24 protein-coding genes are annotated in these 22,748 nt (G+C 58.3%); 20 read left to right on the forward strand and 4 right to left on the reverse strand.

The features are described 5' to 3' along the window. The first annotated feature begins 37 nt into the window (after positions 1–37). The 3 genes from betB (at position 38) to ABJD00_RS18860 (ending at position 3,958) form a co-directional block, all read left to right on the forward strand. Complete coding sequence (gene betB / locus ABJD00_RS18850) at positions 38–1,495, forward strand: betaine-aldehyde dehydrogenase (RefSeq protein ID WP_413831911.1); 1,458 nt, start codon at positions 38–40, stop codon at positions 1,493–1,495. 108 nt (positions 1,496–1,603) lie between these two features. Then, entirely contained in the window at positions 1,604–3,253 is a 1,650-nt protein-coding gene (betA, locus tag ABJD00_RS18855) for a choline dehydrogenase (RefSeq protein WP_413831913.1), read from the forward strand. 126 nt (positions 3,254–3,379) lie between these two features. Beyond that, positions 3,380–3,958, forward strand: a complete 579-nt coding sequence (locus ABJD00_RS18860; RefSeq protein ID WP_413831915.1) for a thermonuclease family protein — start codon at positions 3,380–3,382, stop codon at positions 3,956–3,958. On the opposite strand, the gene ABJD00_RS18865 is transcribed toward ABJD00_RS18860, so the two are convergent. Beyond that, the gene (locus ABJD00_RS18865) at positions 3,955–5,355 is read right to left on the reverse strand and encodes a helix-turn-helix domain-containing protein (protein ID WP_413831917.1); all 1,401 of its coding nucleotides are present in this window, start codon (positions 5,353–5,355) and stop codon (positions 3,955–3,957) included. The genes ABJD00_RS18860 and ABJD00_RS18865 overlap by 4 nt on opposite strands. 67 nt (positions 5,356–5,422) lie before the next feature. Continuing rightward, on the reverse strand, positions 5,423–6,640 hold the full coding sequence (locus ABJD00_RS18870; protein WP_413832038.1) for a multidrug effflux MFS transporter: 1,218 nt from the start codon (positions 6,638–6,640) through the stop codon (positions 5,423–5,425). A 180-nt stretch (positions 6,641–6,820) separates the two neighbouring features. On the opposite strand from ABJD00_RS18870, the gene ABJD00_RS18875 reads away from it, so the two are divergent. The 10 genes from ABJD00_RS18875 to ABJD00_RS18920 all read left to right on the forward strand — a co-directional run bounded on the left by ABJD00_RS18875 (position 6,821) and on the right by ABJD00_RS18920 (position 14,149). Continuing rightward, positions 6,821–8,353 (forward strand): acyl-CoA carboxylase subunit beta, encoded by a 1,533-nt coding sequence (locus ABJD00_RS18875; RefSeq protein ID WP_413831919.1) that lies wholly within the window; start codon positions 6,821–6,823, stop codon positions 8,351–8,353. Between the two features lie 149 nt (positions 8,354–8,502). After that, the gene (locus ABJD00_RS18880) at positions 8,503–8,895 is read left to right on the forward strand and encodes a RidA family protein (protein WP_413831921.1); all 393 of its coding nucleotides are present in this window, start codon (positions 8,503–8,505) and stop codon (positions 8,893–8,895) included. After that, the gene (locus ABJD00_RS18885) at positions 8,892–9,230 is read left to right on the forward strand and encodes a hypothetical protein (protein WP_413831923.1); all 339 of its coding nucleotides are present in this window, start codon (positions 8,892–8,894) and stop codon (positions 9,228–9,230) included. Before ABJD00_RS18880 ends, ABJD00_RS18885 begins: the two co-directional genes overlap by 4 nt. Beyond that, positions 9,227–9,622 (forward strand): cupin domain-containing protein, encoded by a 396-nt coding sequence (locus ABJD00_RS18890; RefSeq protein ID WP_413831925.1) that lies wholly within the window; start codon positions 9,227–9,229, stop codon positions 9,620–9,622. Before ABJD00_RS18885 ends, ABJD00_RS18890 begins: the two co-directional genes overlap by 4 nt. Before the next feature lie 92 nt (positions 9,623–9,714). Continuing rightward, positions 9,715–10,104 carry a DUF6497 family protein gene (locus ABJD00_RS18895; protein ID WP_413831927.1) on the forward strand — a complete coding sequence of 130 codons (390 nt, stop codon included), beginning with the start codon at positions 9,715–9,717 and terminating at the stop codon, positions 10,102–10,104. Positions 10,105–10,294: 190 nt separating this feature from the next. After that, entirely contained in the window at positions 10,295–10,438 is a 144-nt protein-coding gene (locus ABJD00_RS18900) for a hypothetical protein (protein WP_413831929.1), read from the forward strand. 57 nt (positions 10,439–10,495) lie between these two features. Further along, positions 10,496–10,855, forward strand: a complete 360-nt coding sequence (locus ABJD00_RS18905; RefSeq protein WP_413831931.1) for a hypothetical protein — start codon at positions 10,496–10,498, stop codon at positions 10,853–10,855. Between the two features lie 364 nt (positions 10,856–11,219). Continuing rightward, positions 11,220–11,423 (forward strand): hypothetical protein, encoded by a 204-nt coding sequence (locus ABJD00_RS18910; RefSeq protein WP_108837084.1) that lies wholly within the window; start codon positions 11,220–11,222, stop codon positions 11,421–11,423. Between the two features lie 96 nt (positions 11,424–11,519). Further along, complete coding sequence (locus ABJD00_RS18915; protein WP_413831933.1) at positions 11,520–13,565, forward strand: acetyl-CoA carboxylase biotin carboxylase subunit; 2,046 nt, start codon at positions 11,520–11,522, stop codon at positions 13,563–13,565. After that, entirely contained in the window at positions 13,562–14,149 is a 588-nt protein-coding gene (locus ABJD00_RS18920; protein WP_413831935.1) for a hypothetical protein, read from the forward strand. The genes ABJD00_RS18915 and ABJD00_RS18920 overlap by 4 nt, the downstream gene beginning before the upstream one ends. Before the next feature lie 160 nt (positions 14,150–14,309). On the opposite strand, the gene ABJD00_RS18925 is transcribed toward ABJD00_RS18920, so the two are convergent. Next, entirely contained in the window at positions 14,310–14,762 is a 453-nt protein-coding gene (locus ABJD00_RS18925; RefSeq protein ID WP_413831937.1) for a DUF4174 domain-containing protein, read from the reverse strand. 166 nt (positions 14,763–14,928) lie between these two features. Here ABJD00_RS18925 and ABJD00_RS18930 point away from each other — a divergent pair, with 166 nt between their 5' ends. From ABJD00_RS18930 to ABJD00_RS18960, 7 genes are read left to right on the forward strand one after another with little or no spacing between them, the layout of a single operon-like run. After that, positions 14,929–15,864 carry a hypothetical protein gene (locus ABJD00_RS18930; protein ID WP_413831939.1) on the forward strand — a complete coding sequence of 312 codons (936 nt, stop codon included), beginning with the start codon at positions 14,929–14,931 and terminating at the stop codon, positions 15,862–15,864. Beyond that, entirely contained in the window at positions 15,827–17,956 is a 2,130-nt protein-coding gene (scpA, locus tag ABJD00_RS18935) for a methylmalonyl-CoA mutase (protein WP_413831941.1), read from the forward strand. The genes ABJD00_RS18930 and scpA overlap by 38 nt, the downstream gene beginning before the upstream one ends. Positions 17,957–17,959: 3 nt before the next feature. After that, positions 17,960–18,571, forward strand: a complete 612-nt coding sequence (locus ABJD00_RS18940) for a VOC family protein (RefSeq protein WP_413831942.1) — start codon at positions 17,960–17,962, stop codon at positions 18,569–18,571. Next, on the forward strand, positions 18,568–19,032 hold the full coding sequence (locus ABJD00_RS18945; RefSeq protein WP_413831944.1) for an N-acetyltransferase family protein: 465 nt from the start codon (positions 18,568–18,570) through the stop codon (positions 19,030–19,032). The genes ABJD00_RS18940 and ABJD00_RS18945 overlap by 4 nt, the downstream gene beginning before the upstream one ends. Positions 19,033–19,081: 49 nt before the next feature. After that, the gene (locus ABJD00_RS18950; protein ID WP_413831946.1) at positions 19,082–19,762 is read left to right on the forward strand and encodes a TerB family tellurite resistance protein; all 681 of its coding nucleotides are present in this window, start codon (positions 19,082–19,084) and stop codon (positions 19,760–19,762) included. Further along, the gene (locus ABJD00_RS18955; RefSeq protein WP_413831948.1) at positions 19,762–20,763 is read left to right on the forward strand and encodes an endonuclease/exonuclease/phosphatase family protein; all 1,002 of its coding nucleotides are present in this window, start codon (positions 19,762–19,764) and stop codon (positions 20,761–20,763) included. The genes ABJD00_RS18950 and ABJD00_RS18955 overlap by 1 nt, the downstream gene beginning before the upstream one ends. Positions 20,764–20,780: 17 nt before the next feature. Continuing rightward, positions 20,781–21,134, forward strand: coding sequence for a hypothetical protein (locus ABJD00_RS18960; RefSeq protein WP_413831950.1), 354 nt, complete (start codon positions 20,781–20,783; stop codon positions 21,132–21,134). Here the strand turns inward: ABJD00_RS18960 and ABJD00_RS18965 are convergent. Next, positions 21,131–22,678, reverse strand: coding sequence for a Ppx/GppA family phosphatase (locus tag ABJD00_RS18965; protein ID WP_413831952.1), 1,548 nt, complete (start codon positions 22,676–22,678; stop codon positions 21,131–21,133). The two genes, ABJD00_RS18960 and ABJD00_RS18965, sit on opposite strands and share 4 nt — an antisense overlap. Positions 22,679–22,748 lie beyond the last annotated feature (70 nt).

Here is a 22,748-nt window from a genome sequence, read left to right on the forward strand (position 1 = left end):
TTTTGGCCCGAAACACAGCCGTCGGAGACACACACTCATGACCTATACAACCCAACCCACCGCCAGCCATTTCATCAACGGCAAATATGTCGAGGACACCAACGGCGCGGTTATCGACGTGATCTATCCTGCGACCGGGGAAAAGATCGCCCAGGTTCATTCCGCGACTCCTGCCGTGATCGAATTTGCGCTGTCCTCTGCGCGGCAGGCCCAAAGGGCTTGGGCTGCAATGACGGGCACGGAGCGGGGCCGTATTTTACGCCGCGCCGCGGACATCATGCGGGAACGCAATCATGACCTTTCGGTGCTTGAAACCTATGACACCGGCAAGCCCTATCAGGAAACAAGTGTTGTGGATGCCACAAGCGGCGCGGACGCGCTGGAGTATTTCGGTGGAATGGCGGCGACGCTGACTGGTGAACATATCCAGTTGGGCGAAGATTGGGTTTATACCCGCCGCGAACCGTTGGGGGTATGTGTCGGGATCGGGGCATGGAACTACCCCACCCAGATCGCAAGCTGGAAAGGCGCACCTGCTTTGGCCTGCGGCAACACGATGGTGTTCAAGCCATCCGAAACAACGCCGCTGTGTGCCTTAAAGGTTGCCGAGATTTTGCACGAAGCCGGTGCGCCTGCGGGCGTCTATAACGTCATTCAGGGGCTTGGGGATGTGGGCGCTGCTTTGGTCACGGATGATCGGGTGGACAAGGTTTCACTGACCGGATCCGTGCCGACGGGCCGTAAGGTTTATGCCGCGGCGGCCGCGGGCATCAAGCACGTGACGATGGAGTTGGGCGGCAAATCCCCCATGATCGTCTTTGACGACGCAGATGTCGAAAACGCCGTGTCCGGGGCCATTTTGGGGAACTTCTATTCCTCAGGTCAGGTGTGTTCCAACGGCACGCGCGTGTTCGTTCAAAAGGGGATGAAAGAGGCGTTTTTGACCCGTCTTGCTGAACGGCTGGAGGACGCTGTGATTGGCGATCCCCAAGACCCGGCCACGTCCTTTGGCCCGATGGTATCGGAGCGTCAGTTGGGCATTGTCGAGGGCTATATCGCCAAAGGCAAAGAAGAGGGTGCGTGCCTTGTCTATGGCGGCGCGCGTCTTCCACAGGACGGATTTTACATCGAACCTTGCGTCTTTGCGGATGTCACGGACGATATGACCATCGCGCGCGAAGAGATTTTTGGCCCTGTCATGGCGGTTCTTGATTTTGACGATGAAGACGAGGTGATGGAACGTGCCAATGCGACAGAGTTCGGTCTGGCCGCCGGTGTCTTTACCCGTGATCTGACCCGCGCGCACCGCGTCGCCGCCGGGTTTCAGGCGGGCACCTGTTACATCAACACCTACAATGACGCACCGGTCGAGGCGCCCTTTGGCGGGTCCAAACAGTCAGGCGTGGGCCGTGAGAATTCGAAGGCCGCCATAGCGCATTACAGCCAGCTGAAGTCTGTTTATGTGCGCATGGGCGATGTGGAAGCGCCATTTTAAGGCCCCTCAGAGAGGTTGGGCCCTGGGCGCTCTGAATGGGTAGGAATTTTGTTGCGAGGTGACTGAGGGTCGGTTCGATCCAAAAGCCACCTCACCATGAGGTAAAAGATGGAAAGTGACTATGTGATTGTCGGGGCGGGCAGTGCAGGCTGCGCTGTCGCCTATCGTCTGGCAGAAGCAGGGCAGTCGGTGTTGGTCATTGAACATGGCGGCACGGATGCGGGCCCGTTCATTCAGATGCCCGCTGCTTTGTCCTACCCGATGAACATGAAACGCTATGACTGGGGCTATCAATCCGAGCCCGAGCCGCATTTGAACAATCGCCGTCTGGTTTGTCCCCGGGGCAAGGTTATTGGCGGCTCATCCTCGATCAACGGAATGGTTTACGTGCGCGGCCATGCGCATGACTTTGATCACTGGGCCGAAAGTGGTGCCGACGGTTGGGCTTATTCGGATGTGCTGCCTTACTACAAACGGCTGGAAAGCTGGCACGACGGAGGCCATGGCGGTGATCCAACATGGCGCGGCTCTGATGGTCCGCTCCATATCACACGGGGCCCGCGCACCAACCCGTTGTTTCATGCCTTTGTTGAGGCGGGACGGCAGGCGGGTTACCCGGTGACGCAGGACTACAATGGGCAACAACAAGAAGGGTTCGGCCCGTTTGAGCAAACCGTATGGAAAGGGCGGCGTTGGTCGGCCGCGAATGCCTACCTCAAGCCTGCGCTGAAGCGTCAGAACTGCGATCTGGTGCGTGGTTTGGTTGAGCGCGTTGTGATCGAAGAGGGGCGCGCAGTTGGCGTCGAGTTGGCCGGTGGTACGATCGTGCGTGCGCGTCGAGAGGTGATCCTTGCCGCGTCGTCGATCAACTCTCCCAAGATCCTTATGTTGTCCGGGATCGGGCCTGCGGCACATCTGGCCGAACACGGGATCAAGGTCGTGGCAGATCGCCCCGGCGTTGGGGGAAATCTTCAGGACCATCTGGAGATGTACATTCAATATGCCAGCAAACAGCCGATCACGCTGTACAAGCACTGGAACCTTTTTTCCAAAGGGATGATCGGCGCGCAGTGGCTTTTCACCAAGACGGGGCTGGGGGCGTCCAACAACTTTGAAAGCTGCGGGTTTATTCGCAGCCGCGCTGGCATCAGTTACCCGGATATTCAATTCCATTTCTTGCCCATTGCCGTGCGTTACGATGGCAAAACAGCTGCCGAAGGACATGGCTTTCAGGCGCACACCGGACCGATGCGGTCAGTGAGTAGGGGGCGGGTGTCGCTGCGCTCGGCAAACGTAGCAGATGATCCGGTGATCCGCTTCAACTATATGAGCGAAGCGCAAGACTGGGAGGAGTTTCGCTCTTGCGTTCGGCTTGCGCGCGAAATCTTTGCACAGGATGCGATGGCACCATTCGTCAAGCACGAGATACAGCCGGGGGACGCCGCGCAGAGCGATGACGAACTGGATAGCGTCATCCGTGAACATGCTGAAAGCGCTTATCACCCTTGCGGGACCTGCCGCATGGGGCGCCGCGACGACAAGGGAGCAGTGGTTGACCCGGAAGGTCAGGTGATTGGCGTCGAGGCGCTGCGGGTTGTGGACAGTTCCGTCTTTCCTCGCATCACCAATGGGAATCTCAACGGTCCGTCTATCATGACCGGCGAAAAGATGAGCGACCATATTCTGGGCCGCGACCCGCTCGCGCGCAGCAATGACGAACCATGGGTTCACCCCGATTGGGAGACATCACAGCGTTAAACATGGGGTCGAAATGCGTTTGAAAATCAAACGCGACGTGCCCATGTTAACGAAGTGTTAAGGATTTGTTCTGCCCTTGTTCTGATCTGCGTAAGTCTGCCCGTTTGGGCGGATGTGTCTGGACACGTGCGTGTTATCGATGCGGATACGATCGATGTGGGTTCAACCCGCGTCCGCCTGCACGCAATTGATGCCCCTGAACAGGATCAGATTTGCCAGACAGAGCATGGAGTGGATTTTGCCTGTGGCGTCTGGGCCAGCGCGCAAGTAGCGGATCGGTTTGAAGGCCGATACGCACGCTGCGGCCAAAAGGACACGGACCGTTACGGCCGAGTTGTCGCCGCCTGTCAGGTGGGCGACGTCGATATGGGGCAGGAAATCGTATCGCAGGGCTGGGCCTTCGCCTATCGCCGGTACGGGATGGTCTATGATCTGGACGAAAAGTCGGCCTATGTCGCGGATCGTGGGCTGCATGGGTTTCTGGTGCAGTCGCCTGCGCAATTCCGCCAGACCCGCGCCAAGGGGCGGATACCACCCGACCCATTCTGCCGGATCAAAGGCAATATATCGAAAAACGGGCGCATTTTTCATGTCCCCGGTCAGGAATTATATGAACGGACCGGGATCAACACTGCCAAGGGCGAGCGTTGGTTCTGTTCGCCCGCCGAGGCGCGGGCTGCTGGCTGGCGTGCCGCGCGCCGCTAGCCCACTTCGTACGGCAGCACGCCGCGGCGGTCAGGATCAACGGTCAGTTGGCGCTCAAGCGGCGGAACAGAGCGTTGGTGACACTCCTTGCGCTCGCAAATTCGGCAGGAAATACCGATCGGTTCAAAGGCGGCATCCGCACCGACGTCCAATCCATCCGCAAAGACCAGATGCGGCGCATGCTTGACCTCGCACCCCAGTGCAATCGCATAGCGACGCACCGGTGCGCCAAACCGCCCGCCCGCTTTGGACACGTCTCGCGCTAGACTGACATAACGTATTCCGTCCGGAGTTTCGGCCAGCTGGCGCAGGAATTGTCCCGGAAGTTCAAAAGCGCTGTGCACGTTCCACAAAGGGCAGGCGCCGCCAAAACGCGCAAATTGCAGGCGTGTGGCAGAATGGCGTTTTGTGATGGTGCCTGCCTGATCGACCCGTACAAAGAAGAAGGGCACGCCCTTGGCCCCGGGCCGCTGTAACGTCGACAAGCGATGGCAGACCTGTTCGATGGAGGCGCCGAACCGGGTGGCGAGTTGTTCCAGATCGTGACGCGTGGATTGGGCGGCCTCCAGAAAGGTGGCGTAGGGCATCAGGGCGGCGCCGGCAAAGTAGTTGCCGAGCCCGATCTTGGCGATCGCCCGTGCCTCGCTTGTGTGAAAGCGGGCGAGGTCCAGCGTCGCCTCAAGAAGCGCGTCCTGACGCTCCAGCGCGACCTGAAGCAGTAATTGGAACGTCTGGCTTTGATGCGCGGCGCGCGTGGAAATGTGAACGGTCTTGGTCTCAGCGTCGTATCGGCGCAGCGTGTCGCTGTCTTCAAAACTGACGGTGATGCCCGCATTTGCAAGGGCAGAGATGGCAGCGGTGCGAATGTTGCTGTTCCCGTCATCGGCCGCTGCAAAGTGTTCAGCGGCGTGATCAACGGCGTCGATGTAATTGTCGCAATAATGGAAGAAATCCCGGACTTCCTCCCAAGGAGACGGACGCGCCCTCGCGTCTTCGCGTCCCAGCGCCTCGTCCAGCGAGGCGAGCCGTTCGTGTGTTTGTCGGTATGCGCGGTGCAGGTTGAGAAAGGCGTGCGCAAGGGCGGGTGCATTCGAAGATACAAGCCGCAGATCGGCGAGCGGCGGCATATCAGCGGCAAAAACTGGGTCGGCCAAGGCTTCGCGCATGTCCGACACAAGGCGCGCGCCATCGCCTGCGCTGAGTTCGGTGACATCCAGACCGAATTCCTTGGCCAGACTGAGAACCACGGAGGTGCTAACGGGCCGGTTGTTGTTTTCCATCTGGTTGAGGTAGGGGAGGGACACGCCCAGTTTCGCCGCAAAGTCCTTTTGGGTCAGGCTTACGCGTGTGCGAACTTCGCGCAGTTTGGCACCGGCGTAGAGTTTTGGACTGGCCATGCGAATCCTTGCATTTGCAGCTTTGCAATGAGGTCAGGCTAATTTTGCAAAGCAAGGCGCGCAACCCTTAGGCGAGAGCCAGCCTGCGTTCGCGTCGATAGACGGCGCCAATAGCCAACAAGGCGCACACGCCGGTGGCACACATGATGCCGACAAGCGGGAATGCCCCTGTTTCAGGTGTCAGGAGAAGGCCCGCAAGAGCGGACAGTGCCGCGCCGCCCCCGATCATGATCGCCCCGCCAAGGCCAGAGGCAGTCCCTGCAAGATGTGGGCGCACGGATAACATGCCAGCGGTGGCGTTGGGTATAACGAGGCCGTTGCCAAGGCCAACAAAGATCATCATCCCGAAAAAGCTAAGGGGTGTGCCGAGGCCGGCAACAAAGATCATGAGTGACGCAAAGGTGCCTGTTGCGTTGGCGATGCAGCCCCACAAAACCAGTTTGTTCACTCCGAACGTGGTCGCGTAACGCCCCGATAGAAAGTTGCCAAGGAAATAACCAATGGCAGGCGCGCCAAAGTAAAGCCCTAGTTCCGATGGGCCCATGCCGAAGACTTCGGTGCCCACAAATGGTGCGCCGCCAAGATAGGCAAAGAACGAGCCCGAGCAGAAAGCTGCAGCCAGCGAATATCCCCAGAAGCGGGGGGACATCAGCAATTCGGGGTACTCTTTGAACTGACCGATCAAAGACTTCGAGGATTTCTGCGCGGTCTCGCCGAGGTCTGTATAGACCAACCACATCATCAGTCCGCCGACTGTAAAGAAGAACCAAAAGACCGACTTCCAGCCAAACGCTTCATCCAGCAAGCCGCCCAAACCGGGAGATATCATCGGCACAACCGCCATGCCCATTGTGACATAGCCGATCATAGAAGCCGAATGATCCTGATCGTACAGGTCGCGAATGACGGCGCGGCTGAGCACCATGGCCACGGCGACCACGGCCTGTGACATGCGGAACACCAGAAAAACTTCGGCGTTGGGGGCGTAAATGCAGCCCAGAGTTGCCAGCATGAACAGTCCAATGCCCCACAACAGCACGCGGCGCCGCCCCAGATTGTCGGAAATCGGCCCGATGATTGTCTGCATCACCGCGGAAACCGCGAGGTACAGCGCCACGGACAACTGCATCACGCTGTAATCCGTTTCGAAATAGGCCGTCATGTTCGGCAGGCTGGGCAGGAACATGTTCATGACCATGGCCGAAACACCGGCCAGCAGGATCAGCGTGGAAATATGCGGTGGGGTGGATCGATCCAGAAAACGGACCTTGATAGGATTGTCCATGCTTTTGGAGGTAAGTCGCGCCAACTGAACTGTCCAGTGCAGTTTTGCACAGGTATCGGTGCTTAGCAAATTCGCAGTTTGCAATGGCAATGCTGTATATAGTTTGCAAATATGCCAATTGGCCGTTCACGGCGGCCCTTCGTGCCTGTATGATGCCGCAAAATCACCAGCGGGGACAGCATGAACGATATCCTGACCGAATTGGAAACGCGGCGCGCGGATGCGCGTATGGGCGGCGGGCAAAGGCGCGTAGACGCACAGCACGCACGGGGCAAGCTGACCGCGCGCGAGCGGATCGAATTGCTGCTGGATGAAGGGTCGTTCGAAGAGTTCGACATGTTCGTCACCCACCGATGCACTGATTTCGGGATGGAGGCGCAAAAGCCCGCAGGCGACGGCGTGGTCACAGGTTGGGGCACCATCAACGGCCGCATGGTATACGTGTTCAGTCAAGATTTTACTGTTTTTGGCGGGTCACTGTCAGAAACCCACGCTCAGAAGATCTGCAAGATCCAGGATATGGCCGTGCAGAACGGGGCCCCTGTCATCGGGATCAATGACTCTGGTGGCGCGCGCATTCAGGAAGGTGTGGCGAGCCTTGCGGGATATGCCGAAGTGTTCCAGCGCAATATCATGGCCAGTGGAGTCGTCCCCCAGATCAGCCTGATCATGGGGCCATGTGCGGGTGGCGCAGTCTACTCGCCCGCGATGACCGATTTCATCTTTATGGTCAAAGACACGTCTTACATGTTTGTCACCGGGCCTGATGTGGTCAAAACGGTCACCAACGAACATGTCACCGCCGAAGAGCTGGGTGGCGCGTCAACCCACACACGCAAATCCAGTGTGGCTGACGGGGCGTTTGAAAACGATGTTGAGGCGTTGGCCGAGGTGCGCCGGCTCGTTGATTTCTTGCCGCTCAACAACCGCCAAAAACCACCCGTGCGCCCATTCTTTGATGAGCCGGGCCGCATTGAGGCCAGCCTTGATACATTGGTGCCCAGCAATCCCAACACGCCGTACGATATGAAGGAATTGATCCTGAAGATCGCGGATGAGGGCGACTTCTATGAGATACAGGAAGAATTTGCCAAAAACATCATCACCGGATTTGTCCGTTTGGAAGGGCAGACTGTCGGAGTTGTGGCCAACCAACCGATGGTTCTGGCCGGATGTCTGGACATCGATAGTAGCCGCAAGGCCGCGCGCTTTGTCCGGTTTTGCGATGCCTTTGAAATTCCAATCCTAACATTGGTGGACGTGCCCGGTTTCTTGCCCGGAACATCGCAGGAGTATGGTGGCGTGATCAAGCACGGGGCAAAATTGCTGTTCGCCTATGGCGAGGCGACCGTCCCCAAAGTGACTGTGATCACCCGCAAGGCCTATGGTGGCGCCTACGACGTGATGGCCTCCAAACACCTGCGCGGTGATTTCAACTATGCTTGGCCCACGGCCGAGATCGCCGTGATGGGTGCCAAGGGTGCAACAGAGATTATCCACCGTGCGGATTTGGGAGACGCGGAAAAGATCGCTGCACATACGAAGGATTACGAGGACCGGTTTGCCAACCCGTTTGTCGCTGCCGAGAAGGGTTTCATTGATGAGGTAATCCAACCCCGGTCCACGCGCAAACGGGTGAGCCGTGCGTTTGCATCGTTGAGGGGAAAGTCGCTGCAGAACCCTTGGAAGAAGCACGACAACATTCCGCTTTGATCAAACGCCGGTTCACAGGAATGGAATTGAAACAGTCTATGGCCGCTCTTTTCATACTTTTTGCTTTCGCCGCCATACCTGCTTTTGCGGAGCGTCAGATCGCGGGCGGCATTGGTGGTGAGACCTTGTTTTTGGGAGTGACGTGACCGATGCCCGACTTTCACCTCCTTGCATCCGGCCCGCGCCCTGTTGCCCCGTTTTCCCACGCGGTGGAGTCCGATGGCTGGGTCATCCTGACGGGGCAGATGCCGACGGACCCGGATGCACCGGATGCGCCCTTGCCTCAAGGGATCGAGGCGCAGACCCGACGGGTGATGGACAATCTTGAGATCATCCTCAAAGGCGTCGGTCTTGACCTCAGCCATGTGCTGCAATGTCGTTGCTACCTCACCGCATTCGAGCGGGACTATGCCGCATTCAACGACACCTATCAGACTTACTTTCCCGAAGATCGCCGTCCGGCGCGCACCACTGTTGGTGTTACCGCACTTGCCGTTGGGGCCTTGGTAGAAATCGACTGCATCGCGAAGCGCCCAGAATGAAACGACGTTGGCATATCACAAGTCAGGACGGCACAGTTACTTTGGCCCGTCAACTGCCCGCCCGTTTTGATGTAGCGGCACGCGCGGACTTGCCCCCGGGGCGCCCTTTGCGCCTAGCTCATCAAATCCGACAGGATTTGTGGCGGGTGATGCGGAACGTACGCGGCTTTTCTCCGGTGGTACGCCTTGCGCCGACCGGCACTGGATGGGCGGTCACGGCTGGCGGGCGGGCGATTGGACGGATCAGCGCGGATACCGAAGCCACCATTGAGGCTTTGCTAAACGATACAACGAAACGGGCTCGTTGGGTTGCACAGGCGAGGATGACGTCATGAGCTCGTGGAAAAATCAGGCCTTCACCATCGCGCATGCAGACAGTGGCACCTTTGAAGGGGCGGGCCTGCGCCCATTCTTTGAATACCGCCAACTGGGCATCAAAGAAGCCACGTCAGGCAATTACGGAGCCCACGTGATCCGCGCCGTTCCGGGGATGGAAAGCCCCGGCACTTGGCACAGCCATGATCTGGATTTTCAGATGGTTTACGTGACAAAGGGCTGGGTTGTGTTCGAATACGAAGGGCAGGGCGAAAATATACTGCGGTCTGGTTCTTGCGTTTTGCAACCTCCGGGGATCGTTCATCGCGAGGTGCGCCATTCGGATGATATGGAGTTGATCGAGATTACCTCACCGGCTGACTTTACAACTCGAGAAGAAGGTGCAAAATGACGCCTCGTCACCTTCATAAGATGGCGAACAAGTTAGTGCGCAGGCTGACATTCGCCCGCACAGCAGCCCCGGAGGGAGGAGCTCGACGCCGCTTGCGGCACTGGGTCCGGGGCTGCGCATTTCTTACTTTACTGGCCGCACCTGTCACCGCACAGGAAGTTCCCTCGGGACAAACGCTTGCGCTGCACGAAGTGCTGGTGGACGCGGTCGAGACTGAAAGCTGGCTTCGATTTCGCTTTGTCGCGCCCCAAATTTCGCGCACAGACGGTGATGTTTCATATGCGCAAGCCGAGGCTGACTTTGCCCATCTTTGTGAGACGGTCGCGCGCCCTTACATGCGCGAATACGACCTCAGCGCGGATGTGATTGTTGTGGCCCTCATGGATCGCGCTGTTCCATTTGGCGAAGCAGATGCGGCAGCGACGCAGTTTATCGAGGCGTTTCGCATCGCTGATGACGCCTGCATATGGGAGGCTTTTTGATGAGAACGCCGACATATAGGCTTGGAAATGGCTTTGCGGCATTGCGGCCACATCCCGCGCAAGTCGTTGCACTACCGTTTATTTTTGACCCGATTTCCCATATACCATGGCCAAGGGGTCAGAGAGACCTCCTTACCTCGCAGGGAGTGCATCAATCGGTGCGCTCAAGAATTCTATACAGGAGAGACAGATGTCCAAGAGCATCAAAACATTGGGTTTGGTTAGCCTTTTGGTTCTGGTTGCCGCGTGTGGCAACAACAACAACGAAGAGTTCGTTGTGGTTGACCCGGAGCCCATCAGCCAAGAGCCAGTCCAGACCGGCAAGTACAAATAATTCCCCGGGGCGGGCCTCACGGCCCGCTCTGACACCCCTTATCGCGGGGGGCAGCACATGCTGAAGCATCGCGGATTTCCCGGCCGTTTGACGGGCACAGATTTCCAATTCACCATTCGACGCCCCAATCCCAAAGGGGTCACGCCGCTGACCAGCCGCGAGCGGTTTTCCGATCGTCGCCCCCCCGACAAGCGGGCGGATGCTGCATTTATGGCTGCCCTTTGGGCGCAGTTTGGTGCAGAGCCTTTCGAGCGTGGGAATCTGGATGCAGGCCGCCTCTCGTGGCTGTTTGGTCGCGAGGTGATCCCGGCCACAGATCCCTTTGATGTCGCTGATTATGAGGCCCTTTTGGTCATTGACGAGCCCGTGGCTCGCGCATCTTTTCCTGACGCATTTGACGGGGAGGGCGGTCGATGATCGGAGCAAAATCGCCAGCATATTCCCGTATATGGCTAAAATGGGCTGAAATGGAGCGCCGTCCAAAACTGTCCTATGCGTACGGCAAATGGCTGTGCGACGCTTCTGTGGTGCCTTCGGTTCCCCAGAACAAATCCGAAGGCATGTACCATTTGCGTACCCCTTCCCCTGGCGGGCAGCAGTTATTCTCCAACACGCTGCTGCCCGCCATTTTTTCGGCTGCCGTTTCGTCCCGTGCACAGGCGGATCTTTGCCCGCCTAGGCAGTTTGGCGCGCATCTGACACTCTGTTTCTCGCGCCGTTTGACCTTTGCCCTGCTTCGTCTATCCACAAAGAAAAAGAAAACGAGCACAGGAAAAACAAAATGGGCATCAAATACATCACGCTTTCATGCGTCGCAGCGCTTGGCCTTGCCGCTTGCGGAAACACTGCAGGCGAACAGGCCATCATCGGCGGCGCGGTCGGCGCAGGCGCGGCTGCCGTTGCGGGTGGCAGCATTGCGACCGGCCTTGCGGTCGGTGCTGCGGGCAACATTCTCGCGTGCGAGCTCGACATCGTCGGCTGCTAACGCGCGCGCGTTCCAACATCTGACATCTCAAAACCGCCGTCGTGCCCCGTTGCACGGCGGCGTTTTGCATTTTCTACCCAACTCAAGTGAGGGCCCATGTTCAAGAAGCTTCTGATCGCCAACCGTGGCGAAATCGCCTGCCGTGTCATCAAGACCGCGCGCAAGATGGGCATTGAAACCGTTGCAATCTATTCGGACGCGGATGCGCAGGCCCTGCACGTGCAGATGGCCGACGAGGCCGTTCATATCGGCCCACCACCGGCCAACCAATCCTACATCGTGATCGACAAGGTGATGGAGGCCATCACGTCTTCGGGTGCGCAAGCGGTGCATCCGGGGTACGGCTTTCTGTCCGAGAATTCGAAGTTTGCCGAGGCTTTGGCTGAAGTTGGCGTTGCATTCGTCGGCCCACCGGTCGGTGCGATTGAGAAGATGGGGGACAAGATCACATCCAAGAAGATCGCCAAGGAGGCGGGGGTCAGCACGGTTCCCGGTTACATGGGGCTGATTGCGGATGCGGACGAGGCGGTGAAGATTTCCAATGAAGTTGGCTATCCTGTGATGCTCAAGGCCTCTGCCGGGGGCGGCGGCAAGGGCATGCGCATCGCGTGGAATGACGAAGAAGCCCGCGAGGGTTTTCAGTCGTCCAAGAACGAAGCGGCCAATTCCTTTGGTGACGATCGGATCTTCATCGAGAAGTTTGTCACCCAGCCCCGGCATATCGAAATTCAGGTGCTTTGCGATGCCCACGGCAACGGCATCTATCTGGGCGAGCGTGAATGTTCGATCCAGCGCCGCAACCAGAAGGTCGTCGAAGAAGCCCCAAGCCCGTTTCTGGACGAGGCGACCCGCAAGGCGATGGGGGAACAGGCCGTCGCATTGGCCAAAGCCGTGGGTTATGCCAGCGCGGGCACCGTCGAATTCATCGTGGATGGGTCCAAGAATTTCTACTTCCTGGAAATGAACACGCGCCTTCAGGTGGAACACCCGGTGACCGAACTGATCACAGGCGTCGATCTGGTTGAACAGATGATCCGCGTTGCCGCCGGAGAACCCCTGAGCATTACTCAGGACGATGTGACCCTTACCGGCTGGGCCATCGAAAACCGGCTTTATGCCGAGGATCCTTATCGCGGGTTCTTGCCCTCGATTGGGCGTCTCACCCGCTATCGCCCTCCGATGGAGGTGGCAGCTGGACCGCTGCTGGATACCGGCAAATGGCAGGGTGAGGCCCCCAGTGGCGAGACGGCTGTGCGCAATGATACCGGGGTCTACGAAGGCGGTGAGATCAGCATGTATTACGACCCGATGATCGCCAAGCTGTGCACATGGGGTCCGGATCGGGCCACCGCCATTGAAGCAATGCGCGTGGCACTCGACAGTTTCGAGGTCGAAGGGATTGGTCACAACCTGCCTTTCCTGAGCGCGGTGATGGACCACCCCATCTTTATCAAAGGCGACATGACCACTGCCTTTATCGCCGAAGAATACCCGGACGGGTTTGAAGGCGTCACATTGCCCGAAGCGGAACTGGTCCGGGTGGCGGCGGCCTGCGCAGCCATGCACCGGGTCGCTGAAATTCGTCGCGCCCGCGTGTCGGGACGGATGGACAATCACGAACGCAAGGTGGGTGAAGATTGGAACGTGACGCTGCAGGACCGCTCGTTCGATGTGACGGTCGACGCAGATCAGTCTGGATCGACGGTCCGGTTCTCTGATGGTGCGACGCTGCGGGTGTCTGGCGCGTGGACTCCGGGTGATCAGCTGGCTGTAATGCAGGTGGAAGGCACGTCGCTTGTTCTGAAGGTCGGTAAAGTGTCAGGCGGGTTCCGCATCCGGACGCGCGGAGCGGACATGGTTGTGCACGTGCGCACCCCTCGTCAGGCTGAACTGGCCCGCATGATGCCTATCAAGACGCCGCCAGATACCTCCAAGCTGCTCTTGTGCCCAATGCCCGGGCTGGTCGTGACCCTGCATGTCGAACCTGGCGAAGAAGTGCAGGTGGGGCAGGCCCTATGCACCATCGAGGCGATGAAAATGGAAAACATCCTGCGCGCTGAGCGTAAGGGCATCGTATCCAAGGTCAATGCCGCTGCCGGTGACAGTCTGGCCGTTGACGAAGTCATTCTTGAGTTCGAGTGAGCGAAACAGGCAGCATAACCGGGTGGATATCCACCATCGACCCACGCCTGTGGCAGGCCGTACTGGCAGGCCTGTTTGTCGCCGTTGGCTGGATAGTAAACGGGGCACAGAACCGGGCCGATGCCCGTCGCTTGCGCCGCGAACGGCGTGATGATGTGCAACGGGCGCTCGTGGCTGAGATAAAGCATTATCTTGAGGTGCTGGAAGGCGAGGATCTCAATGCGGCGTGGGAGGCGATGCAGCCGCGCATCGCAACGGGGTATGTCCCGTTCTTGCCCACAGAGGACAACGACATGGTGTTCCAGTCCGTGCTGGCAGACATCCATATTCTGCCAAAAACAGTGATCGATCCGGTTGTGAAGTACTACTCACAACTCAAGGCGATCGAGGCACAGATCGCCGACTCGCGCTTGGATGCATTTGTCACGGGCACTGACGAAGATAGCATAAGGCGCCGTGAAATTTCGTACTTTGAGTATTTGCAGATGAAACAGCGCGCAAAGACCTATGCCGATCGGGCGCTGCGTGAAATGGGTGTGACGTCCGGGGTCAGTAGCCCGGGCTTGGCCCATTCCGACCAGTGATGGGGGTAGAACGTTTGGACGTATCAGACATTACATTCCCTCGTTTCACGACACCGCACATGCGCGGTGCTTTCACCCACAATATAGGCGTGCGTGCCTGTGCACGCAACTCTCAAGCTCAAGATGACACAGATGGGTTAAGGCTGCGCTACCACAGCTTTCAGCCGCCATTTTCGACCCGACGCTCGCGAATTTCGCGTTGCCGCATCGGCATACTGTCGATGGAACGCATCAACTGCCGCACGTCCCAAGGATACGGCTTGCGCAGTTTGACGCCGCCATCTTTGCCGATCAGTACAAGCATGAACCCACGCGGGCGCAATTTCGTGCGCAAAGCGCTGTCTCCGGACGGGTCCGTGTCGGTCAAAACAATGACGTCGCGGTCCAGCAACTCTTGGGCGCGTGTTTCCAGATATTCGATTTGCTGGCCAAAGTTCGGATCGGCAGGGCTGTCCGCGAATATGATGATCGGGCGCTTTTCCCAGACAAATTGGCTCAAATCTTCCACATCACCCTCGACAAAGAGGGCTTCTGCTGGCGTGACATCACCCTCTGCGGCCGCCAGTGAGCCGCCCAAAAGGCCTGCAATTACGACGGGTAGTACGTATTTCATATGCTCTCCTGATGGGGGATATGTAGATGTATTTTCGTCAATTACGACCGCCAGTCACATCATTTTTAGCTTTAATGCCTCTTCAAGTCTCTACATGCCAGCCTTGCCCATCTCGCGCACCCGACCTGTGCGTCACACGGCCCATAGGGCATCAAAAGGGGCACAGATGAAAGTCATTCTGCACATCGGGGCACACCGCACCGGCACGACGAGTTTTCAATCCTACATTCGTCGTCACAGCGCTGACTTGCGCGATGGAGGACTCGGGTTCTGGGGGCCTATGCGCACCCGCAAAGGGTTGTTTGCAGGCATTCAACCGACACCGGGTCTGGGTCTGACGGCCGCACGCCGCGCCCGCGGGCGCATTCTGCTCAATATGAAAAAGGCGCAAGCTAACGGTGTGGAAACCTTGCTGGTCAGCGATGAAAACATGATGGGTTCGGTCCGTATGAACCTGCGCAAAAGTCTCCTTTACCCCGACATTGGCGAGCGTTTGGCGCGTTACATTTGGGCGTTTGACCAGCGGATTGACAAGATCGTGCTGTCTATTCGCGCGTTGGATCATTTCTGGGCCTCGTCGCTGGCGTATGGTGTTGGGCGAGGCCATGCAGTGCCTAATGCCGCGCGGTGTCTGGGGATTGCGCGCCAGCCGCGCACTTGGCGCAATGTGGTGTTGGACGTGTCCTGTGCGGCCCCGCTTGCACAGATTGAGGTCATCCCGTTTGAAATGTCGGCAGATCGCCCGGATTTGATGCTGACGGCGGCCACGGGTCACGCGGCCCCCCGTGATGCAGCGCCCGAATGGTTAAATCGGGCACCGGCAGCTGCACAGTTACGGGATTTTTTAGCCGAGCGGGGGGAAGACATTGACGCCGTTCCGGATACGGATGGGCGTTGGAACCCGTTCGACACTAACGCGCGCGCGGCCCTGCGCGAAGCATACGCAGACGACATGCACTGGCTGATAAGCGGTGCAAACGGTCTTGCAACACTGACAGAAGAACTGGACCAGACACGCGCGGGGAAAACCCTGCCACACGGTCCGTACAAACGAGGACTAGGACATGACATCGAAGAAAGACGCATGGCGCAGCCTGGCTGAGGGTGAACTGCGCGGCAAACCCGTTGACGATCTGACATGGAAAACGCTCGAAGGGATCGACGTCGCCCCGATCTATACAGAGGCGGACCTTGCCGATGTCGGCCACCTTGGCACCATTCCTGGTGAGGCACCGTTTACGCGTGGCGTGAAGGCAACGATGTATGCCGGGCGACCGTGGACTATCCGCCAATACGCTGGTTTTTCAACGGCTGAAGAATCCAATGCCTTTTACCGCCGCGCGCTTGCGGCGGGTCAGCAGGGGGTGTCCGTTGCTTTTGATCTGGCCACACACCGTGGCTATGACAGTGACCATGAACGGGTTCAGGGCGATGTCGGCAAAGCCGGTGTTGCTATCGATTCAGTCGAGGATATGAAGATCCTTTTTGACGGAATTCCGCTGGAAAAAGTCAGCGTTTCCATGACGATGAACGGCGCAGTTGTTCCAATACTTGCAAGCTTCATTGTCGCCGGGGAAGAGCAAGGCGTGGACCGCGCCGCCCTGTCGGGCACCATTCAGAACGACATCCTCAAAGAGTTCATGGTGCGCAATACATACATCTATCCGCCTGAACCCTCGATGCGCATCATCGCGGATATCATCGCCTTTACGTCTGCCGATATGCCCAAGTTCAACTCGATCAGCATCTCGGGCTATCACATGCAAGAAGCTGGTGCGAACCTTGTCCAAGAGCTTGCCTTTACTCTGGCAGATGGCCGCGAATATGTGCGTGCCGCCATTGCCCGGGGCATGGATGTAGATGCGTTCGCGGGACGGCTTTCGTTCTTTTTCGCCATTGGCATGAACTTTTTCATGGAGGCGGCCAAGCTGCGGGCGGCCCGTCTGCTTTGGCACAAGATCATGGCGGAGTTTGAGCCGAAGAACCCGAAATCGAGCATGCTGCGGACCCACTGCCAGACGTCCGGCGTGAGCCTTCAAGAGCAGGACCCGATGAACAATGTGGTGCGCACCGCCTATGAGGCGATGGCTGCCGTGTTGGGCGGTACCCAATCTCTCCACACGAACTCCTTTGACGAAGCTATTGCTTTGCCAACACAATTTTCGTCCCGCATTGCGCGCAACACACAGTTGATCCTGCAAAATGAAACCGGCGTGACAAATGTGGTCGACCCGCTTGCGGGCTCCTACTACGTGGAAAAACTCACCCACGATCTGGCTGAAGAGGCCTGGAAACTGATCGAAGAAGTCGAAGAGATGGGCGGCATGACCAAGGCGGTCGCATCCGGCATGCCTAAACTGCGCATCGAAGAGGCTGCAGCCACCCGACAGGCCCTGATCGACAAAGGCGACGAGGTCATCGTGGGTGTGAACAAATTTCGCCTTGATGAGGAAGACCCGATCGACATCCTGGATATCGACAACGCTGCAGTGCGCGATAACCAGATCGCGCGCCTTGAAGGCATCCGTACGGCCCGGGATGAGGCTGCCTGTGCGGCCGCACTTCATGCATTGGAAGAGGGCGCGCGCGCCGATGGCAACCTTTTGGCATTGGCCGTCGAGGCGGCCCGCGCCCGTGCAACCGTAGGAGAGATCAGCATGGCTATGGAAAAAGTATTCGGACGCCACCGCGCCGAGGTTAAAACGCTCTCCGGAGTCTACGGTGCCGCCTATGAAGGCGACGAAGGATTTGCTGCTATCCAGAAGTCAGTTGAAGCCTTCGCCGACGCCGAGGGGCGGCGCCCTCGCATGCTGGTCGTCAAGATGGGACAGGACGGACATGATCGCGGCGCAAAGGTCATTGCGACAGCCTTTGCCGATATCGGCTTTGACGTTGATGTTGGCCCCCTGTTCCAAACTCCCGCCGAGGCGGCGCAGGACGCGGTGGACAACGACGTGCACGTGGTCGGTATCTCGTCGCAGGCGGCGGGCCATAAAACCCTCGCGCCGCAGCTGGTGAACGCCCTGAAAGAAGCTGGGGCCGAAGAGATCATCGTGATCTGTGGTGGGGTGATCCCACAGCAGGACTATCAGTACCTTTACGATGCAGGCGTCAAGGCGATCTTTGGACCGGGCACCAACATCCCGGCAGCGGCACAAGAGATCTTGACTATCCTCGGAGAAACAAGGGCTTAGACGATGAAGTTCGACCATTTGGTTGTCGGTGCTACAACACTGGCCGAAGCACAGGCCCATATTCAGGATGCGTTGGGTTTGACGATGCAACCCGGCGGGCAACACAGTGTGTTTCACACGCACAACGCGCTGATGGGTTTGGAGGATGGTCTGTATCTGGAGGCGATTGCGCCGGATCTTTCAGCTGATCCGCCGCCGCGTCCCCGTTGGTTTGATCTCGACCGGTTTGCAGGGCCAGCGCGTTTGTCGAACTGGGCCTGTGCCGTGGATGATTTGGAGGCTGACTTGCGTGATTTGCCAGAGGGGTGTGGCGCACCGGTTCAGGTGGCACGCGGCGCATTAGCTTGGCATATGGCCGTGTCAGCACAGGGCACAACGCCCTTTGACAATCTGTGGCCTGCACTGCTGCAGTGGCCCCCCGGGATTGTGCATCCGGCGACCAAGCTGAACCCAACCGGCGCGCGTTTGAAACGGTTCACGCTGCGCCATCCCGAGGCCGAAGTATTAATCACCACATTGGCGCGGCATCTGAATGACGACCGCGTCGCGGTCGAAACGGGGCCCATCGCGATGCAGGCGGTGTTTGATACGCCACATGGCGAACGCATCCTGTGATCCGGTTTGCGACACATCAGGATGCGGGCTGGATCGCGGCGATCTGGAACGCGATGATTGCTGATACGCTTTTCACTTTTACAACCGAGCCAAAGACCGAAGGTGCGATCTTGGAGATGATCGCAACCCGTCCCGTGTTTGTGCTGACAGACCAGACAGGCTTTGCCACATATGGTCCTTTTCGTTCGGGCCCCGGATACGCGGCGACCGTGGAACACTCCATTCTGCTGGACACATCGGCCCAAGGGCGTGGGCAGGGGCGTGCGTTGATGCAGACCTTGACGGAGCACGCGCGCAGCCAAGGTCATCACGTCATTGTGGCCGGGATCAGCAGTGCCAATCCGAACGCTGTTGCCTTTCACGCTGCCCTTGGTTTTGAAACCGTGGCCCAGATGCCTGAGGTTGGGCGCAAGAACGATCAATGGCTTGATCTGATCCTCATGCAAAAGCTGCTCGTATAGGTCTGATTGCCCTAACATGCGCGCGGACCTTGGCCTATAAGATGGCCTCATGTCGCTTTGGACTCGCATATCTGACGCTCTCGCGGCCCTCACTGCAGGTGAAGGGCTTACGGCTGTCTTTGATCGATTGCGCTCGCCTCCTGAACGCAGTGTTGCCTTTGCTATTGCTGTGATCGCTTTGGGGGCCAAAATGGCCAAGGCGGACGGGCAGGTGACCCGTGACGAAGTTACGGCCTTTCGGGACGTGTTTCACATTGCCGCGCAAGACGAGGCCGGGGCGGCACGTGTGTTCAACCTTGCCCGTCAGGATGTGGCGGGCTTTGAGGAATACGCCACGCGCATCCATTCCATGTTTTCCGATCAGCCCGAGACCCTGACCGACCTCATTGAGGGACTGTTTCACATTGCGATGGCGGACGGGTTTTATCACCCGAACGAGGATGCGTTTCTTGAGCAGGTGGCCCACATTTTTGCCATTCCAGACGTTGAATTCCGCGCCCTGCGTGCGCGGTTTGTCCCTGACGCTGTACCTGATCCCTACACCGTGCTCGGTATAACCCCGGACATGGATATTGAGGCTATGCGCAAAGTTTGGCGTAAACTCGTGCGCGAGAACCACCCGGATGCGATGATGGCCCGCGGCGTACCCGAAGAGGCTGTGCGTCTGGCTGAAAAACGCATGATCGATATCAACCGGGCGTGGGAAGACATCCGGAGTGCGCACGCCTGATGCGGCTTGCCACCTACAATATCGAGTGGATGACCAACCTGTTCGCTGACGATGGCGCGCTGTTGAACGATGGCGAGCCGTCGGGCCGCTATGGTGTCACCCGACAAGATCAGATTGCTGCGCTGTGCAACGTGTTTCAAGCCTTGGATGCGGACGGCGTAATGATTGTTGAGGCTCCGGATCAAGGGCGAAGTCGCGCTTCAGTGGCGGCTCTTGAGACCTTTGCCGCTAATGCTAGCATTCGGGCGCGCCGCGCTGTTATCGGTTTTGCCAATGACACACAGCAAGAGATTGCCCTGTTGTTTGATCCCGATGTCCTGACGGTGCGCCATGATCCGGAGATCCACGCCGGTGCGCCGCAATTTGACGGTGAATTCGCGATTGATTTGGACATCGATGCAACTGAGGACAGAGTTGTTTTTTCAAAACCTCCTCTTGAATTGGCGGTGGAGACTGGGGACGGGGCCCAGCTCCGTCTGATCGGCGCACATCTGAAATCCAAAGCCCCCCACGGGGCCAAGACGCGGGACGAGGTCCTACGCATGTCAATCGCGAACCGGCGCAAGCAACTGGCACAGGCGATCTGGTTGCGCACGCGCATCGCGGCGCATCTTGAGGAAGGTGCGTCGTTGATCCTGATGGGTGATCTCAATGACGGCCCGGGTCTGGATGAATACGAACACCTCTTTGGCCGCTCTTCGGTTGAGATCATTATGGGCGAAGGGGAGGCAGCGCTGTTTGATCCGCACGCGCGCCAAGGGTTGCAACGCCGCCTCGGCGCGATGCCGACCACTGCGCGGTTCTGGATTCGGCCTGAGCAACGTTATTTGCAGGCTCTCTTGGATTACATCATGGTATCGCCCGATCTGGCCAAGCGTGAAGGGCGCTGGCGCATCTGGCATCCGCTTGATGATCCGGAGTGCTGGGGACAGCCTGCCTTGCGAGATGCGCTGGTCACTGCGTCAGATCATTTCCCGGTGAGCTTGGATATCTCGCTTTGAGGTCCCATATTAAGGCTATGAAACGTCTGATCCTGATTGCGTGTCTGACATGTAGCACCCCGGCCATGGCCCAAGATGAGCGCGATGGGCTGTCTCTTATGGAACGGGGGGCGCAAATGCTGATGGAAGGCTTGATGCAGCAAATGGAGCCCGCACTTGAGGATTTCCAAGAGTTGGCGGATGAATATGGTCCCGCATTGCGCGATTTTACCGCCCAGATGGGGCCTGCACTGCGCGATTTGTTGGAACAGGTTGAGGACTGGAGCGTATATGAACCGCCCGAGATCCTCGATAACGGCGACATCATCATCCGGCGGAAACTGCCCACGGACACGCCAAAGCCCGATGAAGAGGGCCAGATTGAGCTTTAGCGTTTACGCTGCTTGACGGTCACTTCTGCGCGAAGCGACGCAGCCAGCGAGTTCAGCCGTGCTTCGGCCACCTCACCAAAAAGTGGCATCGCGTCCTTGGATAGGCGCAGTTCGAGCTTCTTTTTCTTGGGGTACCAGCGGAATTCTCCGAGATTGGCGTCTTTGTCCGTCCACATCATCGCGCCAAACCGCATGGCTTTGCCCAGTACTTCGGCGTCGATAAGCGTTTTTTCGTCCACAAGGTCATAGAGATATTCGAAATGGGTGCCTTCGCGCTGGTTGGTGTACCGGTGGAGCAGGGCGAGACCCAGAAAGATCCGTTCGGAGTGTTTCAGCCCGCCGAGGTTCGCACGGGTGGCGTTGTCGAAACACACTTCTGCACGATAATCGGGATGGGCGCGCCAACTCACATCGTGCAAAAGGCAGGCCGCCTTGATCAGGCGTTTGCGCTCGAATGGGGCGGATTTAAACAGCGGTTCCAAGAACTCATAGAGCCGTTTGCCAAAACCCGGCATGCGCGCATCCTTGGATTCGGCGAAATAGCACGCCTCAATCAGGGGATCACGGTCACGCAATTTTTGGGGCATCTGCTCGTAAAGCATCCCCTCGCGAATGCCGTAACTGGAAATGGCGATGTCTTTGGGCTTGAACGTTTTTATCAGCCGTACCAGCACCTCGGCTGCCAGTGGTGCCAGCGCCATACGCGCCGCTGAAATGCCGCAGGCATTGCGCAATTGTTCCGGATCGGGGTGTTTGGCGATGAATTTGGCTGTTTGACGGACGGCCTTAGGGGTCATGCGATATTCGTGTAGCACCTGCAAAGGGTAACCACGCCGGTGCATGTCCACTTTGCAGATTGCGCGCCATGAGCCGCCAACCAGAAACAGCCGATCACGCTGTGCGCCCATCGCGTCCTTGAGACGTTCCATGGTTGCTTTGATATGTGCGGCGCGCCCCTTTTTGCCACCCTTCACGGTTTGCAGTTTGAGAGGGCCGAGATCAGAAGTCTCCCGGCGCCCCACGATGCCCCCCGATATTTCCGCCAGTTCCATGGACGATCCACCAATGTCGCAGACCAGACCGTAAGAGCCGGGCCAGCCAAGCAGAACACCCTGAGCGGACAGCCGTGCCTCTTCCCGTCCGTCTATGACGCGCACGTAAAGACCGGTTTCGCGTTCAACATCCGCGCAAAAGGCCGGGCCGTCGCTTGCGTCGCGCACGGCCGCCGTGGCTACGACGGTCAGATCAGACAGCCCCATGCCCTGAGCCAGACGGTTGAATCGGTGCAACGCAGCAAGGGCACGCACGCGGCCTTCCGGGTTCAGACGTCCGGTGCCGGACATGCCGGCTCCGAGGGCGCACATGATCTTTTCATTGTAGAAGTAGGCCGGGCTGCGCGCGGCCCCGTCAAAGACCACAAACCGGACCGAGTTTGAGCCTACGTCAACGACACCAACACGGGACAAAGCGCGGGCTGAAGGGTCTTCAAACAGCGGACGGCCAAAAAGACCCCCGTCATGATGCGGTTCGACCAAAACGTTCATGGACCCCCCGTGGTGCCGATCTTGTGATCAGTGATGAACCAGTGAGACGCCTTGGTCAATGCGCTCGACG

The organism is Tateyamaria sp., from assembly GCF_039945315.1.
GTDB lineage: Bacteria > Pseudomonadota > Alphaproteobacteria > Rhodobacterales > Rhodobacteraceae > Tateyamaria.